The sequence below is a fragment of the Xanthobacter sp. BG11Y11_SDJG genome (assembly GCF_057364445.1).
Window position 1 is genome coordinate 1 of the sequence record NZ_JBNFNU010000048.1, and the last position, 16,660, is coordinate 16,660.

The 16,660-nt window shown below is 65.2% G+C and carries 15 protein-coding genes and 1 tRNA gene; 7 read left to right on the top strand and 9 right to left on the bottom strand.

The window, feature by feature from the left end:
• Positions 1 to 135: 135 nt before the first annotated feature.
• Positions 136 to 212: transfer RNA gene (locus AC2W7M_RS06920), tRNA-Phe, on the bottom strand.
• Positions 213 to 339: 127 nt separating this feature from the next.
• Between AC2W7M_RS06920 and AC2W7M_RS06925 the strand changes: the two genes are divergently transcribed.
• From AC2W7M_RS06925 to AC2W7M_RS06935, 3 genes are all read left to right on the top strand, one after another.
• A complete protein-coding gene (locus AC2W7M_RS06925; protein WP_486131194.1) occupies positions 340 to 1,620 on the top strand; it encodes a tyrosine-type recombinase/integrase in 1,281 nt (426 codons plus the stop codon).
• A 1,290-nt stretch (positions 1,621 to 2,910) separates the two neighbouring features.
• Positions 2,911 to 3,108 (top strand): hypothetical protein, encoded by a 198-nt coding sequence (locus tag AC2W7M_RS06930; RefSeq protein ID WP_486131166.1) that lies wholly within the window; start codon positions 2,911 to 2,913, stop codon positions 3,106 to 3,108.
• Positions 3,109 to 3,368: 260 nt separating this feature from the next.
• On the top strand, positions 3,369 to 6,122 hold the full coding sequence (locus tag AC2W7M_RS06935; protein ID WP_486131168.1) for a DUF3987 domain-containing protein: 2,754 nt from the start codon (positions 3,369 to 3,371) through the stop codon (positions 6,120 to 6,122).
• A gap of 829 nt (positions 6,123 to 6,951) precedes the next feature.
• On the opposite strand, the gene AC2W7M_RS06940 is transcribed toward AC2W7M_RS06935, so the two are convergent.
• From AC2W7M_RS06940 to AC2W7M_RS06950, 3 genes are all read right to left on the bottom strand, one after another.
• Complete coding sequence (locus AC2W7M_RS06940) at positions 6,952 to 7,212, bottom strand: hypothetical protein (protein ID WP_486131170.1); 261 nt, start codon at positions 7,210 to 7,212, stop codon at positions 6,952 to 6,954.
• 241 nt (positions 7,213 to 7,453) lie between these two features.
• Positions 7,454 to 8,128 carry an SH3 domain-containing protein gene (locus tag AC2W7M_RS06945; RefSeq protein WP_486131172.1) on the bottom strand — a complete coding sequence of 225 codons (675 nt, stop codon included), beginning with the start codon at positions 8,126 to 8,128 and terminating at the stop codon, positions 7,454 to 7,456.
• Positions 8,129 to 8,285: 157 nt separating this feature from the next.
• Positions 8,286 to 9,065, bottom strand: a complete 780-nt coding sequence (locus AC2W7M_RS06950) for a hypothetical protein (RefSeq protein ID WP_486131174.1) — start codon at positions 9,063 to 9,065, stop codon at positions 8,286 to 8,288.
• 186 nt (positions 9,066 to 9,251) lie between these two features.
• On the opposite strand from AC2W7M_RS06950, the gene AC2W7M_RS06955 reads away from it, so the two are divergent.
• Positions 9,252 to 9,563 (top strand): hypothetical protein, encoded by a 312-nt coding sequence (locus tag AC2W7M_RS06955; protein WP_486131176.1) that lies wholly within the window; start codon positions 9,252 to 9,254, stop codon positions 9,561 to 9,563.
• A 6-nt stretch (positions 9,564 to 9,569) separates the two neighbouring features.
• On the top strand, positions 9,570 to 10,223 hold the full coding sequence (locus AC2W7M_RS06960) for an SOS response-associated peptidase (RefSeq protein ID WP_486131178.1): 654 nt from the start codon (positions 9,570 to 9,572) through the stop codon (positions 10,221 to 10,223).
• A gap of 459 nt (positions 10,224 to 10,682) precedes the next feature.
• On the opposite strand, the gene AC2W7M_RS06965 is transcribed toward AC2W7M_RS06960, so the two are convergent.
• The gene (locus tag AC2W7M_RS06965) at positions 10,683 to 11,081 is read right to left on the bottom strand and encodes a hypothetical protein (RefSeq protein ID WP_486131180.1); all 399 of its coding nucleotides are present in this window, start codon (positions 11,079 to 11,081) and stop codon (positions 10,683 to 10,685) included.
• Between the two features lie 450 nt (positions 11,082 to 11,531).
• Here AC2W7M_RS06965 and AC2W7M_RS06970 point away from each other — a divergent pair, with 450 nt between their 5' ends.
• Both AC2W7M_RS06970 and AC2W7M_RS06975 read left to right on the top strand, forming a co-directional pair.
• Positions 11,532 to 11,738: a hypothetical protein gene (locus AC2W7M_RS06970; RefSeq protein ID WP_486131182.1), complete on the top strand. Its 207-nt coding sequence runs from the start codon at positions 11,532 to 11,534 to the stop codon at positions 11,736 to 11,738.
• On the top strand, positions 11,708 to 12,982 hold the full coding sequence (locus AC2W7M_RS06975; RefSeq protein ID WP_486131184.1) for a sensor domain-containing diguanylate cyclase: 1,275 nt from the start codon (positions 11,708 to 11,710) through the stop codon (positions 12,980 to 12,982). Before AC2W7M_RS06970 ends, AC2W7M_RS06975 begins: the two co-directional genes overlap by 31 nt.
• A gap of 66 nt (positions 12,983 to 13,048) precedes the next feature.
• Here the strand turns inward: AC2W7M_RS06975 and AC2W7M_RS06980 are convergent, their stop codons facing one another.
• The 4 genes from AC2W7M_RS06980 to AC2W7M_RS06995 all read right to left on the bottom strand — a co-directional run.
• Entirely contained in the window at positions 13,049 to 13,282 is a 234-nt protein-coding gene (locus AC2W7M_RS06980) for a hypothetical protein (RefSeq protein WP_486131186.1), read from the bottom strand.
• Between the two features lie 43 nt (positions 13,283 to 13,325).
• Positions 13,326 to 13,889, bottom strand: a complete 564-nt coding sequence (locus AC2W7M_RS06985) for a MerR family DNA-binding transcriptional regulator (protein WP_486131188.1) — start codon at positions 13,887 to 13,889, stop codon at positions 13,326 to 13,328.
• Positions 13,890 to 13,946: 57 nt separating this feature from the next.
• On the bottom strand, positions 13,947 to 15,275 hold the full coding sequence (locus AC2W7M_RS06990; RefSeq protein WP_486131190.1) for a hypothetical protein: 1,329 nt from the start codon (positions 15,273 to 15,275) through the stop codon (positions 13,947 to 13,949).
• A partial coding sequence (locus AC2W7M_RS06995; protein WP_486131192.1) for a hypothetical protein occupies positions 15,272 to 16,660 on the bottom strand: 1,389 nt, incomplete at its 5' end. The genes AC2W7M_RS06995 and AC2W7M_RS06990, both read right to left, overlap by 4 nt.

Genomic DNA, 16,660 nt, shown 5'->3' on the forward strand with positions numbered 1-16,660 from the left:
GAGACGCCTACAAACTTGCCTACATGCCTACAGGATTCAAGCGGACGAGATGGGATCAGACTGGACGTCAGGAGCGCCTATCTCTTTGAAATCAAAGCGATATTGGACATTTTCGGACGCTGCTGGATGGTGAAATGGTGCCCAGGGGCGGAATCGAACCACCGACACTGCGATTTTCAGTCTTAGTGCGATCCATGCCCGATAATTCCGCCGGATGGCTAAAGCTAGACAGCTCCCTCATTTTTCGCCTAGCGGGGTTCATTAGGGTTCCATAGAATGCCCGTCAATGCCCTCCGGGTGGTTCCCCCGTGGTTCCCAATCCAGCTTTTCGGGCCGGTTATGAATGCAAAGATCACCAAACGCCTAGTCGACGGCCTAGAGCCCGCATCTGCGGAGTTTTTCGCATGGGATGCGGAGTTGCCGGGCTTCGGCGTTCGAGTGCGCCCGTCCGGGGCCATGAGCTACGTCGTGAAGTACCGGGCCGGTAGAGGCCGCAGCGCCCCAACGCGGCGGGTGACCATAGCGACGGTCGGGAAGCTGACACCGGAGCAGGCCCGCGAGCAAGCTAAGCTGATCGTCGCCGATGCAATGCGCGGCAGGGATCCCGCCCAAGAGAGAGCGCGCGAGCGAGAGGGGCCCAACCTGTCAGGCCTCGCGGACAAATTTCTAAAGGACCACGTGGAAGCCAAGCGAAAGGCGAGCACGGCCGTCGGCTATCGAGGGATCATCGAGCGCGATTTGAAACCGGCCCTCGGCTCGCGCAAGGCCTCATCGCTCCAGCGTGCGGACGTCGCCAGGCTCCATTCCGATATGGCGGGACGACCGATCCAGGCCAACCGCATGCTGGCCATCGTCGGCAAGCTCTATGCGTGGGCCGGCGGCCGGGGCTTGGTGCCTGAAGGCATGAACCCCGCCCGAGGAATCGAGAAGTACCGCGAGAACGGCCGCGAGCGCTTTCTCACGGCCGACGAACTTGCGCACCTTGGGGCAGCGCTAGAGGAAGCGGAGACGGTCGGCCTGCCCTACGAGGTCGATGAGCAGGGCGCCAAGGCCAAGCATGCCCCCAAGGTGGAGAACCGTCGCGTCGTGCTCGGGCCGCATGCCGTCGCCGCGGTTCGCCTTCTCCTGTTCACTGGCGCCCGGCTGCGGGAGATCCTTCACCTGAGGTGGGACCAGATCGATTTCGAGAGGGGCCTCGCGTTCCTCCCCGACTCCAAGACCGGCCGAAAGCCCCTTGTACTCAGCTCCGCCGCCTTGCGCGTTCTGGCCGCTCTTCCGCGCGTAGGAAATTTCGTCGTCGCCGGCGATGATCCGGACAAGCCGCGCCGGGACATCAACCGCCCGTGGTCAGCGGTTCGCCGGCGGGCCCAGCTCGAGGGCGTCCGTCTCCACGACCTTCGCCACTCCTTCGCCAGTGTGGGCGCGGGCGCCGGCTTGGGGCTGACGATCGTGGGCAAACTGCTGGGCCATGCCCAGCCTGCCACAACGGCACGATACAGCCACTTGGACGCGGACCCGCTTCGGCGCGCTGCTGACGCCATTGGAAGCACCATTTCTGCCGCCATGAAGGGCGGGCCTCCCGCTGAAGTCGTGGAGTTGCCTCGGAAGGCCAGTGGATGAAGCCCGCCTCGCTTCGCGAAGCCGAATGGTGGTCGCTGGGCGCAGCCGTGATTTGGATCGAGAGTGGCGATTGGCTTTTTACTGCCGCTGCGGAAGCCACATCCGGACCCCATCGCACCAAAGGAGGGAGGCGCGTGCCCCCGGGCCTAATTGGAGCTATGCGCTTAGGCTTGTTGTCTCATGCCAAGAGACCCGAGCGATTGGTGCGAGGCATTTCCCGCCCACGTGCGTCGCTTATCGTTGGCAGCTCCAGTTTCGGGGCTCAGCAGCTGCACGACCGTCTCATCGAGGGCGCCCGGCTTCGCCTCCAGGGGGTGAACGCGAACGGGGAGGTTGAATCAATTGCCCCGGATGACTGGAGTCAGGTTCGCATTGCAGTTGAAGATGAAGTGGTCGGGCCCCACGTATATTCGCTTGCGGACAGTGCTCTTCGCTGGACTTTGCCCCAAGTGAACGCTGCTGATCTCCGCGCGATTTGGCCCGCGGCGCGAGGACCGAAGCCTTCATCGGGACACAAGAACAAGCATGGTAAAATATTCGAACATATACTGTCGATGATTGCGGAGGCTCCGCCACCCGCTGACCGAGAAGCTTTATGGACTGCAATAGAGAAGGAATACATAGTTGGAAGGAAACCGTGCGGAAGGTGAGGGCGCGCGCCCTGGCAGCGGCAAGAGTGCGTCGCCTTCCTTTTGCGGAGGCATGGAACGCCAAAGGTCGACCCAAAGGCCGAACCGACACCCATTGAATTAGGACCCTCGTTCTACCTCGGAGCAATCAGCAGACTTCCGTGGATATGTTGTCCATCCGCAGGAGTTTCAGAATGCAGCCGGCAGAACCTTACCTGGCTCCTAAGGCCGCTGCGGCGGTTCTCGGGTTGAGCGAATCGAGCCTCGCCAAGTTTCGTGTATACGGCGGCGGCCCCACCTTCCTTCGCCTTTCGCCTCGCAAGATCGTCTATCGGCAGAGCGATCTAAGGGATTGGGCGGCGGCCCGTGCATACGCCTCCACGTCGGAATATCCGCGGGAGTGCGCCGCGTGAACGCCCACGCTTCCTTCCCGGCTCCGGAGTGGGAAGATGAGCCGCCCGTCACTTGCACGGGCCCGTTTGTGCTCCTCGCGCAGACAAACCGCGGGCCGATCGCAAGCCTGTACCTGAGACCAGGCCCCGGAAAGCTGTCTGGTCTTACCAGGCGCCTACTGAAGCTGGCGCCAAACCCGCAAATTATCGTCTTCGGAGATCGAGCGTGCGACGGTGACGTCGCACCCGCTGACTTCGAGCCGTCGAGCATGGAGCTGGCCTTTTCGATTGCGGCCGAGACCCTCCTCACCGAGCCTTTCCCGCCATCTCCGCTGGTGTTTGAAGCCACGACGTTCGATGGCCTCCGCCACCCGCGCAGGCTGACCGTTCGGGCGCCCAGCCACCTTCACGAGGTATGGCGGCAATTCCTGCTGAAAAACGGCTGCCAACTCAGCCCCGGCGGATGACGAAATCCGATCACGGCAAAACAAAAGGCCCGACACGCTGGCAGAGCGCACCGGGCCTCAAGATAAGGTTTCGACAAAATGAACATAGCACATGAACTCCTTCCTCGTGAAGGTGCTCTCGCGTTCTCTCTGTTTATCAAGGGCCAATCCGGCCGGGTAGAGACGGTCTACCTGGCGCCGGGAAGCGGGAATTCAAGGCGTTCTCGGCGGATCGCAGAGTCTGTGATGGCTATCGGCCCCCTTTCCGAACGGGGAGAACGATGAGCTCCCTTGGCCTGATCTTTCAGCAGGCGATGGAGCACAACGCGGCATCTGCCCCACCCCCTGCTCCCGCACCCGCACCTCGGATCGTCCCCGCCCCTCCCCTTGGCTTTGATATCGAGGCGTTGGTTCGAGAAGCCGAAGGCTGGCTCGCCGAAGACGGTGACCTAGCAGAAGTGAGCGTTGAGCAATCTGTGCACTTCCGCGATGCCCCGGCGGAGGACGCCCGAGGGAGCAGTTTCGGGGGCGCAGATTTGCCTTTCGCGCAGCTGCCGGCCGCATCGGCCCCGGCGGAGCGCGATGCATCGCCGGAAATGCTCCACCATGCTCTCGCGGCGGCGCGCCGCGGCATTCGCGTCTTCCCCCACCGGCCGGACACCGGAAAGCCGCTCGCCGGCTTCCCGAGCCTCGCGACCACTGACGAGGATACGATCCGCGGATGGTGGGCGCGTTGGCCCGACGCCAAACCGTGCGGGATCTGCGGCCTGATCCTTGATTTCGACGTGAAGAAAGGGAAGCAGGGGGCCCGGTCGCTGGAGAACCTGCAGGCCCTCGACGCACTGCCGCCGACCTACACACAGCGGTCCCCCACCGGGGGCTGGCACTTCTTCTACCGAACCGACGCGCAGATAGCGAACAGCGTCGAGCAGGCAATGCCGGGCCTCGACATCCGCGGCCGCTCCGGGTTCGTGTTCCTGGCGGGCACGCAGCGCGAGGACGGGGTTTACACGGTCCTAGACGACCTTCCGATCGCCGAGGCGCCGGCCGACCTACTGAAGCTGTGCTCACGCTCCGCCAAGCAGGAGCGCACCGGCAACGACCATTTCCTCGACCGGCCTCAAGACATCGCTCGTGTGGCGCATTGGCTGTCCCACGATGCCCCGGAAGCGATCGAGGGTGCCTTCGGGGACCAGACCGCATTGGAGGTCGCCTACCGCGTGCGCGACCACGGCATCAGCGAGGGGGAGTGCCTGGCGCTGATGCTAGAGCACTGGAACGAGCGCTGCGCGCCGCCGTGGTCGGTGGAGGAGCTGGAGCGCAAGGTCGAGAACGCCTACCGCTACGCCAAGAGGGACGCGGGCAACGCGCTGGTGGATGTGGAATTTGGGATCGACACGGATGCCGCCGGCGCGGATGTGCTGCAGGCCGCGGGAATCTCACCAGATGCGTTGGGAGCGCCGCCGCCCCACGGCTCGCAGTCGGATCTCTGGCCCGAACCTGAAGATTTGTGGGCCGAGATGCTTCCGCCGCCGCAGCTGCCGCATGGCATATTTCCCGACCTGCTGGATCGATGGGCGCGGGACGCGGCTCACCGGCTCGGCGGCTACGATCCAGGGTGCATTGCTATGCCGGCCCTTGTCGCCCTGAGCGGCATCGTTCCGGCGAGTTTGCAGATCCAGGTGAAGCAGCACGACACTGGCCACAAGGAAAGGCCGATCCTGTGGGGGATGCTGCACGGTGCGCCGGGCGCCAAGAAATCCCCCGCCATCAAAATTGCCTGCGAGCCGCTCTATCGAATTCAGGCCCAGCTGGACAAGGAAAACGACAGGCGGCGGGCCCAATACAATGACGCGGTCACGCGCTGGAAAAAGCCGGGCGGATCAGGCGAGCAGCGCACTGCAGAGAATGCGCCGACCCGGCCGCGGCATCGCGCCGTCATGGTCAATGACGCCACGGTGGAGGCGCTCGCGCCGGTGTTGGCTGATAACCCGGGAGGCCTGGCCTGCGTCCGGGACGAACTTGCCGGCTGGATCGGAGGTTTTGACGCCTACCGGCAGAAGGGGGCGGGCAGCAAGGACCGCGAATTCTGGCTCGGCGCAAAGCAGGGGCAACCCTACAGCGTGATTCGAGTGTCCCGCGAACCGGTGCACGTGCCGTCTGTCGCCGTGAGCATGCTCGGCGGCATGCAGCCGGAAGTATTGCGCCAGCACTACGCCGGGCTGGCTTCGGACGGCATTCTGCAACGCTTCCTCATCGTCCATATCGACCGGCAGTCCGACGACATCGACCAGGCCCCCGACACGGCGGCCGAAAACGCGATCCACGCGGCAGCCGAAAACCTCCACGCACTGCGGAGCCTCTCCGATTTCTTGGACACTTTCCGGTTTGCGCCGCCCGCGGACATCGTTCGCCGGGAACTGCTGGGCGAAGCGAACCAGTGGCTATCTGAATTGGACCTCCCTTCTGGCCTTCGCGAATGGGTCAGCAAGCTCGAAGGCGAATGGGCCAGGATCGCCTTGCTGTTCCACCTCATCGAATGGGCGAGCAGCGCGGGCGCGAGCGATCTCCCCATCGAACCGCCGCTCCCCGTGATCGGAGAGCACACCGCGCGTGCGGCGGCGAGGTTCCTCCTGGATTATGCGCTGCCGCACCGTTGGTATGTCGAGCGCAGCGCCGAAGGAAGCCGCGGGGAGGGTTCCGACGCCGTTTGGATCGCCGGCTATGTCCTGGCCGACGAGCGGAAGGAAATCCGGGAGCGAGACCTCTATACGAACTATCGGCCCATCCGAAGGTTGACGGGCCCCGCAAGGCAAGCTCGCGTCCAAAGGGCAATGGCTGCGCTGTGCACCGCCGGCTGGGCCGCGCCGGTCGAGGGCAGGCACCCACATTGGACCATCAATCCCGCGGTCCACGGTCGCTTCGCACAAAGGGCCGCCCACGAGCGAGCTCGGCGCGCATCCATAAAGGTTCGGATTAAGGCAGATGCCGCCGAGCGTGCGGCGGGGCGGGCCACGCCAGCTGAGCCTGACTGACCGAATGCTGACACTGCTGCTTGCGCACGAAAGAAAGAAAGCGCGACAAGTGGATCAAATATGAAATTAATAAAAAGAGGGAAAAATGCTTTTCTTTCCTGCGCAAGCAGCACTGGCAGCAGTTGGGATCAACAACAATCGTCGGCGCCCGCAGGTGCTGGCAAGTGCTGCTTGCGAGGGCAAGACATGAAACGGGTTTACAAAGGTCAGGAATATCGGTTCGTTCGCATCGACCCTTTCTGGCGTGAGGATGGGACCGAAACCTCGCTCTATGTATGGGAGGCGTCATGCGTAGAATGCGGCGGCCGCTTCATCTATCGCAGCACCCGCAAGCATTTTTCGGGGCCGACGCGGCGGTGCAAAGTCCACCGCGGCAACCCATGGCCACCGGGGTCCAGTAGGGCCCCGAAGCCCCAAAGCCAAACATGGTCGAAACGCTCGGGCGCGGCGGCCTCTGCTCGGCGAGCTTCCGCCTCGAGAGCGACGGCTACATGGACGCGCGAAGCGCTCGCTGCAGCCATCGCGTTCGGCTTGCCCCGCATCCGGTGGCACCCCTTCCCCGCCATCATCGATGCTGCCGACGAAAGCCAACGGCGCGTTCTCGACGCACCCGGCAAGATCACGCGCCTGGATGCTGTGTTCGCGAGCGAGCGGGGGGAGGTGGACACTCACTACGGTCCACTGTCATGGGTTCGCGCGGGTGCCCGCTGGAGTTTCCGCCTCGCGGACTACGAGCGCCGGCCCGATGGCTCTCCCGTCGACCCGCTGATCGCCTGGCCGTGGCTGAGCTAAGCTAGGCACCGCTGCGTTAGTATCGAATTCAGGTCTGCTATTTGTTGGTTCCGGGCGTGACAGGCACCCCCAGCGTCGGCTCGACGGCGAAGAGCGGAACCTGCCAAGCCAAAGTTGAGCATTCACTATCCAGACACTTCAGCGCCCACGTCTTGCCGGTCCAGGTCTCGATCATGACGGCTGAGGGCCGCATCCCAACGCTATTTGAACCTACAAGTTCGTAGCGGGGGACAGCGAAAAACACAGCAGCAGATAGCATCGCGAAGCCGCCGAATATCGCCACCGCGATGCGTGTCATTTTCTCTCTGCTCTCATCCGTGAAGACCAGAAGTGGCTCACTGAGGACTCCCCCGCGTTTCCACTACCCAGCTAGGGCCAACGAGCATGCTCAACCAGAGGATGTTTTTCTAGATACAATCTCATCACCGCAGCAGAAGATATGTTATATCATTTCGAGATTGAAGGGGCGAATAACCCACAAGACAAGGCCAATTTCGATTGGTGCCCCCTCCCCGCGCAAAAAGTCTTCTATCGCAAGCTCACCTCTGACGAAATTTTGCGATCATCGCCGCGGTCACGTCGCTTTCGTAGCAGATGGGCGCATACCCGCCCGGCTTCGAATAGGCGCTCCGCGCACCGCAGCGCCGCCCACCCCGATCGACGTCATACGGGCACGCGCACGAGCCGGGATAAGCCGCCCGTGACTCTGCCATCAGGCGCTGAACAATCACCGCAGCGGATAAAGCCGGAACGCTAGGCGGCTGGACCTGCGGCACGGGCCGCGGCTTTTGCTCCGGCTGCGGTGCGTCTCCCTCAGCCTCGAGCAACTTCGCGAACACCCAACCTTCCACAGCCGTCACGGGGTGCCGCACTTTCACCCACTCGCCAGTGCTCTCCAGAGCCTCCACCACCAAAGGCCGGGAGAGTCGATCCAGGATCGCGCCATCGCGAGAAGGCTCCCCGCGCAGCGCGACGCCCGTTCCTGTGACCCGCAAGCGCACCGCGGCGGCGGCAGACGGGTGCCGAACCGGCGGCGCGGCCTGAGAGGGCGATTGGACGGCGGGGCTCGATGGAGAGACCAGGGCCGAGCGCGCCGGCGGTGCCAAGGGAGCCGGAGGAGTCGGGGGCGCGGGCGTCTCCTTCCTGCCCGAAAGCACCCCAAGCACGATCAGCGCCGCCAATCCGGAAACGACCTGGATGCGCCGGCGTTGCACGATGACCGCCTAGGGTCGCGCCAATTGGCGCAGGAGGCGAAGAACGGGGCCTGCCAGGGGCAGCGCCGCCAGCACGACAGAAAGGCCTAGGGTGCCGCTCCAGACGACCAGGCGCTGCCACCTAGGCGCGTCTGGCGACGACCACGGCAGCGCCCGATCAGGTCCTGGCGGGGGCCTCTTGGGACACGTCGACTTCGTGGCGTTCGCCTCCCACGTTGATCGTGATGCGATAGGCCTTCTGGTTTCCCGTCGTGGTCTGCGGCGGGTCGAATACGACTTGGCCTCCATACCACTCCCCCGGCATCATCGTGTTGTCTTTGATGACGTCCCTTTCCAGGTTCGCCAGGTTCGCTTGGCCCCGCGCGACCGCGGCGTCGATCATCTGCGCGTTCTGGTACGAGGCATTGGCCTGGGCGATGGCGTTCGCGGTGGGGCTATAACCGCTAGTGACGACGGTCGCGGTGCCGTATCGCGAGTAGACTTGCGAGGTGTTCGTGTAATAGCCGGACCTAGAGGCAGCGGCCGCGTTGGCGCCGGCGGCGACGCCCACCAGGATTGCCGCGACCACTTGGCGGGTCTGTTCCTCCCGCACGAGATCCTCGTACGAGTAGACCTTCAGCGCATGGGCGGGCTCGCCGTCGACCAACTGCTCGACCGTGATATCGGAGGCTCGAAGCGTGATCGGGGTGCCGGTCGCGTTGAGGACGCCGACCACGTACACCGGCCGGGCGCCAGGCTGCAGGCCACGGGCGGCGGGCCGAATGAGCGCGACCGTCTTCGTTCGCTTCGAAACGAGGGCCGGCTGCCCGTCTCGGACAATCGCCTCTTGCTGCCCCTTAGGCTGAAACCGTGCCACTTCCGTCGTGACGCATCCGGCCAGCACCAACGCCGCGGCCGCAGCTGCTCCGACGCGCAATGCCCCGCTGCGCATCCCCATCCCCTCTACCTTTTCGGGCATCCTCTGAGATATGCAGCCGACTGTCGAGACGCGTTAACGGTTGGTTAAGCAACTCAGGCGTGAGCGTGGCGTGTGAGCAACAGCGCGTCGCCGGAGGTGGTGGATCGCCTCAGCGAATGAAGAACAAATATGGAACAAACTCCCCGTCTGTGGAATCGATGCTCCATGCTCCGGCTGGTGGACTATCCCTATGTGATCGTGCGCATCGCCTGCGTCCTGTGCCAGCGACGCGGCCGTATGCGGCTGGCGCGGCTGGCCGAGCGCTACGGGGCGGACACGGACCTTGAAGTGGTCCTCAGCCGCCTTGCCTACCCTTGCCCCTACCCCCGGCCAGATGCGATCAAGCGGCGGCAGCCGAAGCTGGCGCCACGCTGCGGGATCTATCTGCCGGACATTGTGGAGGCCCCGCGGCCGCCCGACAATCCGCCCGGCGCGGGCGTGCGCCTGGTGGTGGACAACGGCGACGCGGCGGAGTGATGGCTGATGTGCAACCTCTACAGCCTGACCAAGGGCCAAGCCGCCATCATCGCGCTTTCTCGCGCCATGCGTGACCGCACCGGCAACCTTCCGCCGCTGCCCGGCATCTTCCCGGACTATTCCGCGCCGATAGTGCGGACGGGCGCCGAAGGGGGTCGCGAGCTGGCGATGGCGCGCTGGGGGATGCCGAGCCCGGTGTTCGCATTGAAGGGCCGCACCACAGATCCGGGTGTCACCAACATCCGCAACACGGCTTCGCCGCACTGGCGGCGCTGGCTCGGGACGGCGCACCGATGCCTCGTGCCGTTCACCAGCTTCTCGGAGTACGACACCGTCGAAGGGAAGAAGGTGCCGGTGTGGTTCGCTTTCGACAAGGGGCGCCCCCTCGCCTTTTTTGCCGGACTCTGGTGCTCGTGGACCAGCACACGGAAGAAGGCCGAGGGCGAGGTCACCGCCGACCTCTACGGCTTCCTGACATGCGAGCCGAGCGAGCCGGTGGCCTCCATACACCCCAAGGCGATGCCGGTGATCTTGACCGAGCCAGAGGAGTTCGAAATCTGGATGGGCGCCCCCTGGGAAGACGCCAAGGTGCTGCAACGTCCCCTGCCCGCCGGCGCCCTGCAAATTGTGGCGCGCGGGGTGCGGCAAGACGGGACCTGATAGGTCAAAAGCCCCGCCTTTCGTTAGGGGAGGGAGCGTGGCGCGGCAGGCCATTTCCCGGTATTCTGTTCCGCGCCTACCCAAGCCCTGACCGGGTAGGTGGGGAGCCGGGCGGTCACCCCCTGCAGGCTGCCCGGCTCACTCCTCGCTAAGCCGATGAGCGGCTCCGGCGCCGCGCCCCGCATGGCCCGCCCGCGGCTCACGGCTCGTCCCATGCCATCGGCGCACGCCTGCTGACGGGGCCGCCGGCCACAACCGCACCCGAGGCTGATCGCGGCGGCCGAGGCCATTGCGCGGATGACCGCCCATGAGGATCATGCGCACGAAATGGCGGACAAGGAGAAGCGGCGGTGATGCATGAGGTGCGGCGCGAGGAAGGGCCGGGCGGCGGTCCCCCGCCTGTCGCCCGGCTCTCCATCTCTGGCGTGGGGCCTGACTTCGCGTCTCCGGTTTGCAGGGTCAGCCCGTGGACGCGCCGTCGCGGGCTTGTTGGTCGATCGACCGATCAGGCCCACCCGCCGGAAGGAAGCGCGCGGCTTTCGGATCGGCTTCAGAGAAGCTCCGAAAATGGGCCACTGCATCGGCGAGCGTCTCGTCGCACGCCCAGACATAACGATGGCGATAGCCTATCGGGCTCCCCGGCATGGAGCGAAGCGTGATCCAAGGCAGGCCGAGCGCCGGAGGTGGGTAGAGCGCGACGAAAGCAATTCCGCGGCTCGGCCCCGAGTTGACGAAATCCGGTCCCGCACGAAAATCCGGCCAGCCCTTGCTGAAGGGCACTGGCTGACCGAGCGCCCGATCAAGCGCTCGACGTTCGGCGTCGGTGTCGGCAATCCAGAGCTTCCAGGGCTTGTCCATGCCCCTATCGAAAGATGCTGGCCATTGGCCAAGCATAATGTCGGGCACGGAAGCGCAGAACCGTTCGTAGCAAACGACGCGCATCCAGTCTCGAACAGCGACAGTCCTGAAATCCATTCGTTGCGAATCCCCAGCCGATCACTCCCTTGCCGAATGGGGCGTAACGTTAAGGAAGGAGAAATGCAATCTAGGGAAGCGGTTCCGTCGCGGTCTCCGACCATAGGCTGCACATTTTGGCCCCGGATCGCACGGTCTTTTGTCCGCGGCGAAGCTGGCACCTGCTATAAAAAATTGACCTAACGTCCGTCCAAGCCCTGACCGGGCGGGCGAAGAGCCGGGCGGCCGATGTCCCTCAGAGGTTGCCCGGCTCGCTCCTTGAATGTAGCGCCTGGAACTAAGCCTTCCGGCCAAGCGGGTTTAGGAATGCGGCGGCTGGTTCGTGGCGGATACGTGCCGCTCCTGGTGGCAGCCCTGATCGGGATCATCATTGTCGCGCAGACTCTGGCGCTGCGGCGGTCCTATCAGGCGACGTGGCTTTTGGCGGTGCACTCGGCCGAGAACGTACTGAATACCGTCGCCGCCTCAATCGGCCGAAATCTCAGCGTGATCGATCTTCCCTGCGTGGCGTGGAGGATGCGGTCGCCACCTCTGGTGTGAGCGAACTTCCGCCAGACATTCGCCAGATGGTGCTTTTCGATCGGGCCGCCAGCGCTCAATTCCTGGGGTCAATGCTGGTCCTCGATCGGGAAGGCACCATCGTCTACGATTCCGGCGCCGTACCGCCGCGGGTGGGAAATTTCGCCGACCGCGACTATTTTACAGCCCATAAGGAGGGCCGCCTCGGGACCTATGTCAGCACGCCGTTTGAGAGCCGATTGCGGAACGGCGATCCCAGCATTGCGCTGAGCCGCCGCGTCACCGGCCCAGGCGATCAGTTCGATGGCGTTGTCATGGCTGCCCTGCGAATCGCGTTTTTCCGATCGCTGCTGGACAATGTGGATCTCGGTCCCAAGAGTGTCATCGCACTTACCCGCGCGGACGGGACGGTGATCTTGAGGCACCCTTCGACCGACGGGAAAGGCAACACCGGCGCGAGCGTCGCCTCATCACCCGTGTTTCAGCGCATACTGAAAGGACCCGACGAACCTTTCGCAGACCGGTCCGTCTTCGACCGGGTGATGCGCTACTATCTTTATAAGAAAATCGGTGATTTTCCGCTCTATCTCTCAGTCGGGATTTCTACCGATGCAGCCATGAGCGAATGGACCGAAAGCGCTTTGACGTCATTCGCATTGACGGCAGCCATGTGCGTCCTGCTCATCGTCCTGATCCGGTTCCTGCGCCTGGCACTGGTGCGCAGCCAGGACATGGAAGAGCAGCTCGAAGTTCTTGCCGTGACCGATCAGTTGACTGGTCTCCCGAACCGCCGGGCATTTGATCTGGCATTCACCACGGAATTTCGCCGCGCTGTGCGGCATCGGACTTCCCTCGCGGTTCTTCTGATCGACGTGGATCATTTCAAGCGCGTCAACGACAAGCACGGGCACAGCGTGGGCGACGTGGTGCTCGCACGCATTGCCAAGCAAATCTCCCACTCGATCCGCAGACCCGGAGACTTCGCGGCCCGCTACGGCGGCGAGGAATTCGTCGCGATCCTGCCGGCGACCGAAAGGGACGGCGCCATGATGATCGCCGAGCGCATGCGCGCCGCGATCCAATCGATGATCCCGTGCCCGACGGAAGCCGACCTCGAAGCGGTGACGGTCAGCATCGGCGTTGCCGTCACCAAGATCGACCGCACGTCATCACCGGCCGATCTGATCAACAAGGCAGATCACGCACTATATGAGGCGAAGGGTGCAGGGCGCAACCGCGTCGTCATATATGAAAAGATGAGATAGATGCCGCGCTGTAATTTGTAATCTAAACTGAACAACTATTGCAGACATCGGACGGGGCCACCAGCATTAAGCCACCCCATATGCCGCCACCCACTCCACTTCGGACATCGGCTTATCGCTGATCGTGTGGACGATGTCCGCGCTCTCGCTCTTGTCCACCACGAGGCAGTTCAGCTTCGCCACGTCCATCCAGGCGGCGCGAGCCACAGACAGGCCGGGCGCGCCGCCTTCGGCCTCGGCAGAGACCGCGATGCGGCGCAGGCTCTTGGTGACCTCGGCCAGGGTAATTTCGCTGCACATGGCGGCTCTTTCCTGCAGTTCGGCAATGCGAGCCCGCGCGCCCCTACCTTTCCTTCGGCCCGCCCTTCTTCGGGGCCGTCGGCGCGTCGGGCGGAGCCAGCCACGTTGCCAGCAACTGCGACTTGGCCACTTTCTCGGCCCGCTCTCGTTCCTTTTCCTGCTTGAGCCACCCCCGGAAGGCTTTCGCGGCATCGTCCCATGACTTTGGCGGCGGCTCGCCTTTGGCGGCCCGCTCCTTCGCCTCGTAATCCCACTGGGCGAGCATGCGCCGCCACTCCAGCCGGGCGAAGAACTGATCGTAGCTCATCCCCCGCCGGGTGCGGGGGCGCTTGGCAGCCTCTTCTGCCGCGAGGCGGGCCGCCTCGGCAGCTTCTCGAACCTCCGCCTGGCCCGCCAGGATCGCTTCGACGTGCGTCTCGTCGAAGCGCGCATGCCCGCCCGGCGTTCGCAGCGGCTCGTGCAGATACCCAGCTTGAACGTAGCGATCGATCGTCCTTGGGCTCACCCCGACCTTCGCGGCAAGCTGCCTGGTCGTATATTTCGCGAGGAGAAATCGCGCTTCTAGGTCAACAGTGGGCGCCGGGAATGGCTTCGTCCGGTAGGCCATGGCGAATTGCCTCCAGAGCGCTGGGAGCAATCGCCAGGCGTCAGAGCTCTCTCGCGCTCAGTCCCAATTACCGACCTCCTTGGCCGCCTCCGTCAAGCCGATCAGCCGCAGCAGCTTCCCGTTCCAGGCCGCCGACCCTACGTCCTTGACCTCGCGCGTCAGCAGGTGCTCGGCGAGCTCGGGGTCGAACATCATGCGCGTGATGAGGCGCTGAGCCATCGACTCGGAATTTGCGTCGGCACCGACGGCGACTTTCAGGGTTCGGTTGATGCCGCCACCCTTCAGCATGCCAAACGTCGCCTTCAGGCCGAGCTCAAGCACCCGCCAGAGGCCGCGGTTCGCGTCGTCCACGGAACCCGGCGCCGCGGTGGCGGCTGCCCGAGCGCCGGCCTCCAGCAGCTTCTGGGCGCGCTGCAGCGCCTGCATTTTGCCCGGCTGCCCGGTGTAGAGCACCGCAAGGGCCCGCTCGTATGAACGGAACGTCTCGGCCAGGCGCCGGAAGTCTGGCGCGAAAGTGCCTTCGCTGATCGCGCCCGGCGCCGCGGTCGTCGCCTTTTGGATCAGGTGCTCGGTCACGGCGCGCTCCCAACCTGCCTTGGCTGCGGGATCCCGGGAGACCGTGTCCACCACCTCGCGCATGGCGCGTTCGGGATCGCCGCTATTGAGGACCGCCGCGGCCGCCTTGGTCGGCTCCTTGCCCAGCGTGACCGCGAGGGCGGAGGCGTCGACGTCGGCGCGCGTGCGCTGGAGCGACGCCCCGGCGCGTTCCAGCTCGCCCGCCATTCGATTGCGCGTGGCGTGGCCCGCCCTGACGTCGTCTAGCAGCCGCTGCACCTCCGCGCGAACGGACGGAAACTGGAGGAGCGCCTCGCCCCATCCGCTCGGCCCATTCAACCATCGCGCAAGATAGCTCGCGCTGATCCGGCCATCTGCTCCAATGGTCCGCGTCAGATCGCTCATGATGTAGCTGCGCACGGCATCCTCGGCCGCGGCGCGGTTCGTGGGATCGTCGATCGAGCGGACCACCCGGGCAAGCGCCTCGGCCTTCTCGCGAGCTCCCGGCCCGGTCGCAAGGAAGCGGCCGGCCGTCGCCGTCGGCGGCGCCGAGGTCCGGTGGCGCCGATCAACGTTGAGCTCCTGCCTGAAGCGATAGGCTTCGCCGGCCTGCCGCCCCCAGACGGGAGCATAGACCTGCTCGAAGTGGCGCATGGCCTCCTGAGCTTCCGGCTGCTGCTCCGTGGCCCGATTGATCTGGAGCCGGAGACGCTCGAGATTGTCGATGTAGGGAGGCGGTGCGCCATCGCGTCGGGCGCGGGCGATTTCTGCCGCCAGGATGGGGCGCAGATCGTTGATCGTGCCGAACGAGACGTCGCGAACGCCGGTCACGTGGCCCCGAGCGTCTCGTTGCAGAAGGCTCTCGAAGTCCTGAAGCCAGCGCTCGGGCAGAACCTCGGCCCGGGCGTTTTCTGGCAGGTGCTGCGCCGAACGGCGAACCGCGCCGCGGCGCATCGGGTGAGGGCTGCCCCGGGAACCTCAGCATCCCGCGGCACCGCGTTGAACGCGGCGCGCCGCGCCTCGTCCATGGGCTCGAGGCTGCCCGCGATAATGGACCGATCGAGGGCTACGCTCGCGTCGCCGCGCCGGCCGGCATACGGCGCGACCCGGCCGGCGACCTCGCGCTGAGCCTGCTCCGCAGCCGCCAGGTTGCCCTCGGCGGCGGTCACGGCACTCCTGGCTTCGCCGATGCGGTTGTCCACCTCGCCGCGGATGAACTCCGTTGCGCGCCGCGGATCAGCGCCGGGCGGAACCATGCCCGTGAGCTCTCCCATGGCAGCATCGCGCATATCGATGTCCCGCTGGGCGAACTTCGAGGGATTTCGGTTGCGCTCCGCCGCCGCCACGGCTGCAACGCCGGGATCCTTGGAGAGGGCGCCGACGGACGGAACCGGCGCCTCCATCGCCCGGTATTCGTTGGCGCCGGCTGCGATGTTCTCCGCGGCCTGTTGGGGGTTGGTCGCGTGCCGCTGGACATAGCGCGCCGCCTGATCGGCATCGCGATTGCGCGCCCAGCTTCCGGTTTCCAGATCGACGGGAATCTCCGGCGCGCGCGCGTAGCCGCGCGCGGTCGCCGCGGCCTGGGGGAGGCCCGTTGCCAGATTGGCGCTGATGCCACCCGCCGTGCCGCCGAGGAGCATCGCGAACAGGTCGCTCAGTGCGCCGCCCACGGCGCCCACTGTCCCCGATTGCCTGACATCGTCAGGCACAAGCGCTTCCGATGCCGTCTTGCCCGCCCCGGCGCCGGCTCCCGCGAGCGCCTCGCCGAACACGGCGCGACCAGGCGCGGCGGAGTAGCTCTCGAGCAGCGTGTCGCCGAACTTGGGCAGCCTGGCAGCGCCGGAAGCCGCTCGGGAGGCGGCAAGCGGAGCCAGAGCCCCACCCGAAAGGACGCCCAGCGTCCCGTAGGCGTTGGCGTTGTACATCGCTCGCTCGAAGATCGACATGTCCTTCGGATCACGAACCTTCACGCCGAACGAACTCGCCAGTTTGCCGGCTGCGTCCGGAATGACCTCGGACGGCATCTTGAAGCGGAAGCCGATCTCGGGCCCGCCGACGGCCTGAGAAACCGTGTCCGCGCCGGACAACAGCACGTTCGCGCCCATGTTCGCCAGATCCGGCAACTGCCCGAGAAAACATGCCGACGCCGCGGGCGGCGCCCTGGGCGCCAGCTGGAATTTCGAGGCCGCCGCCGCCCGGGGCGGGGCGCGTCGGGC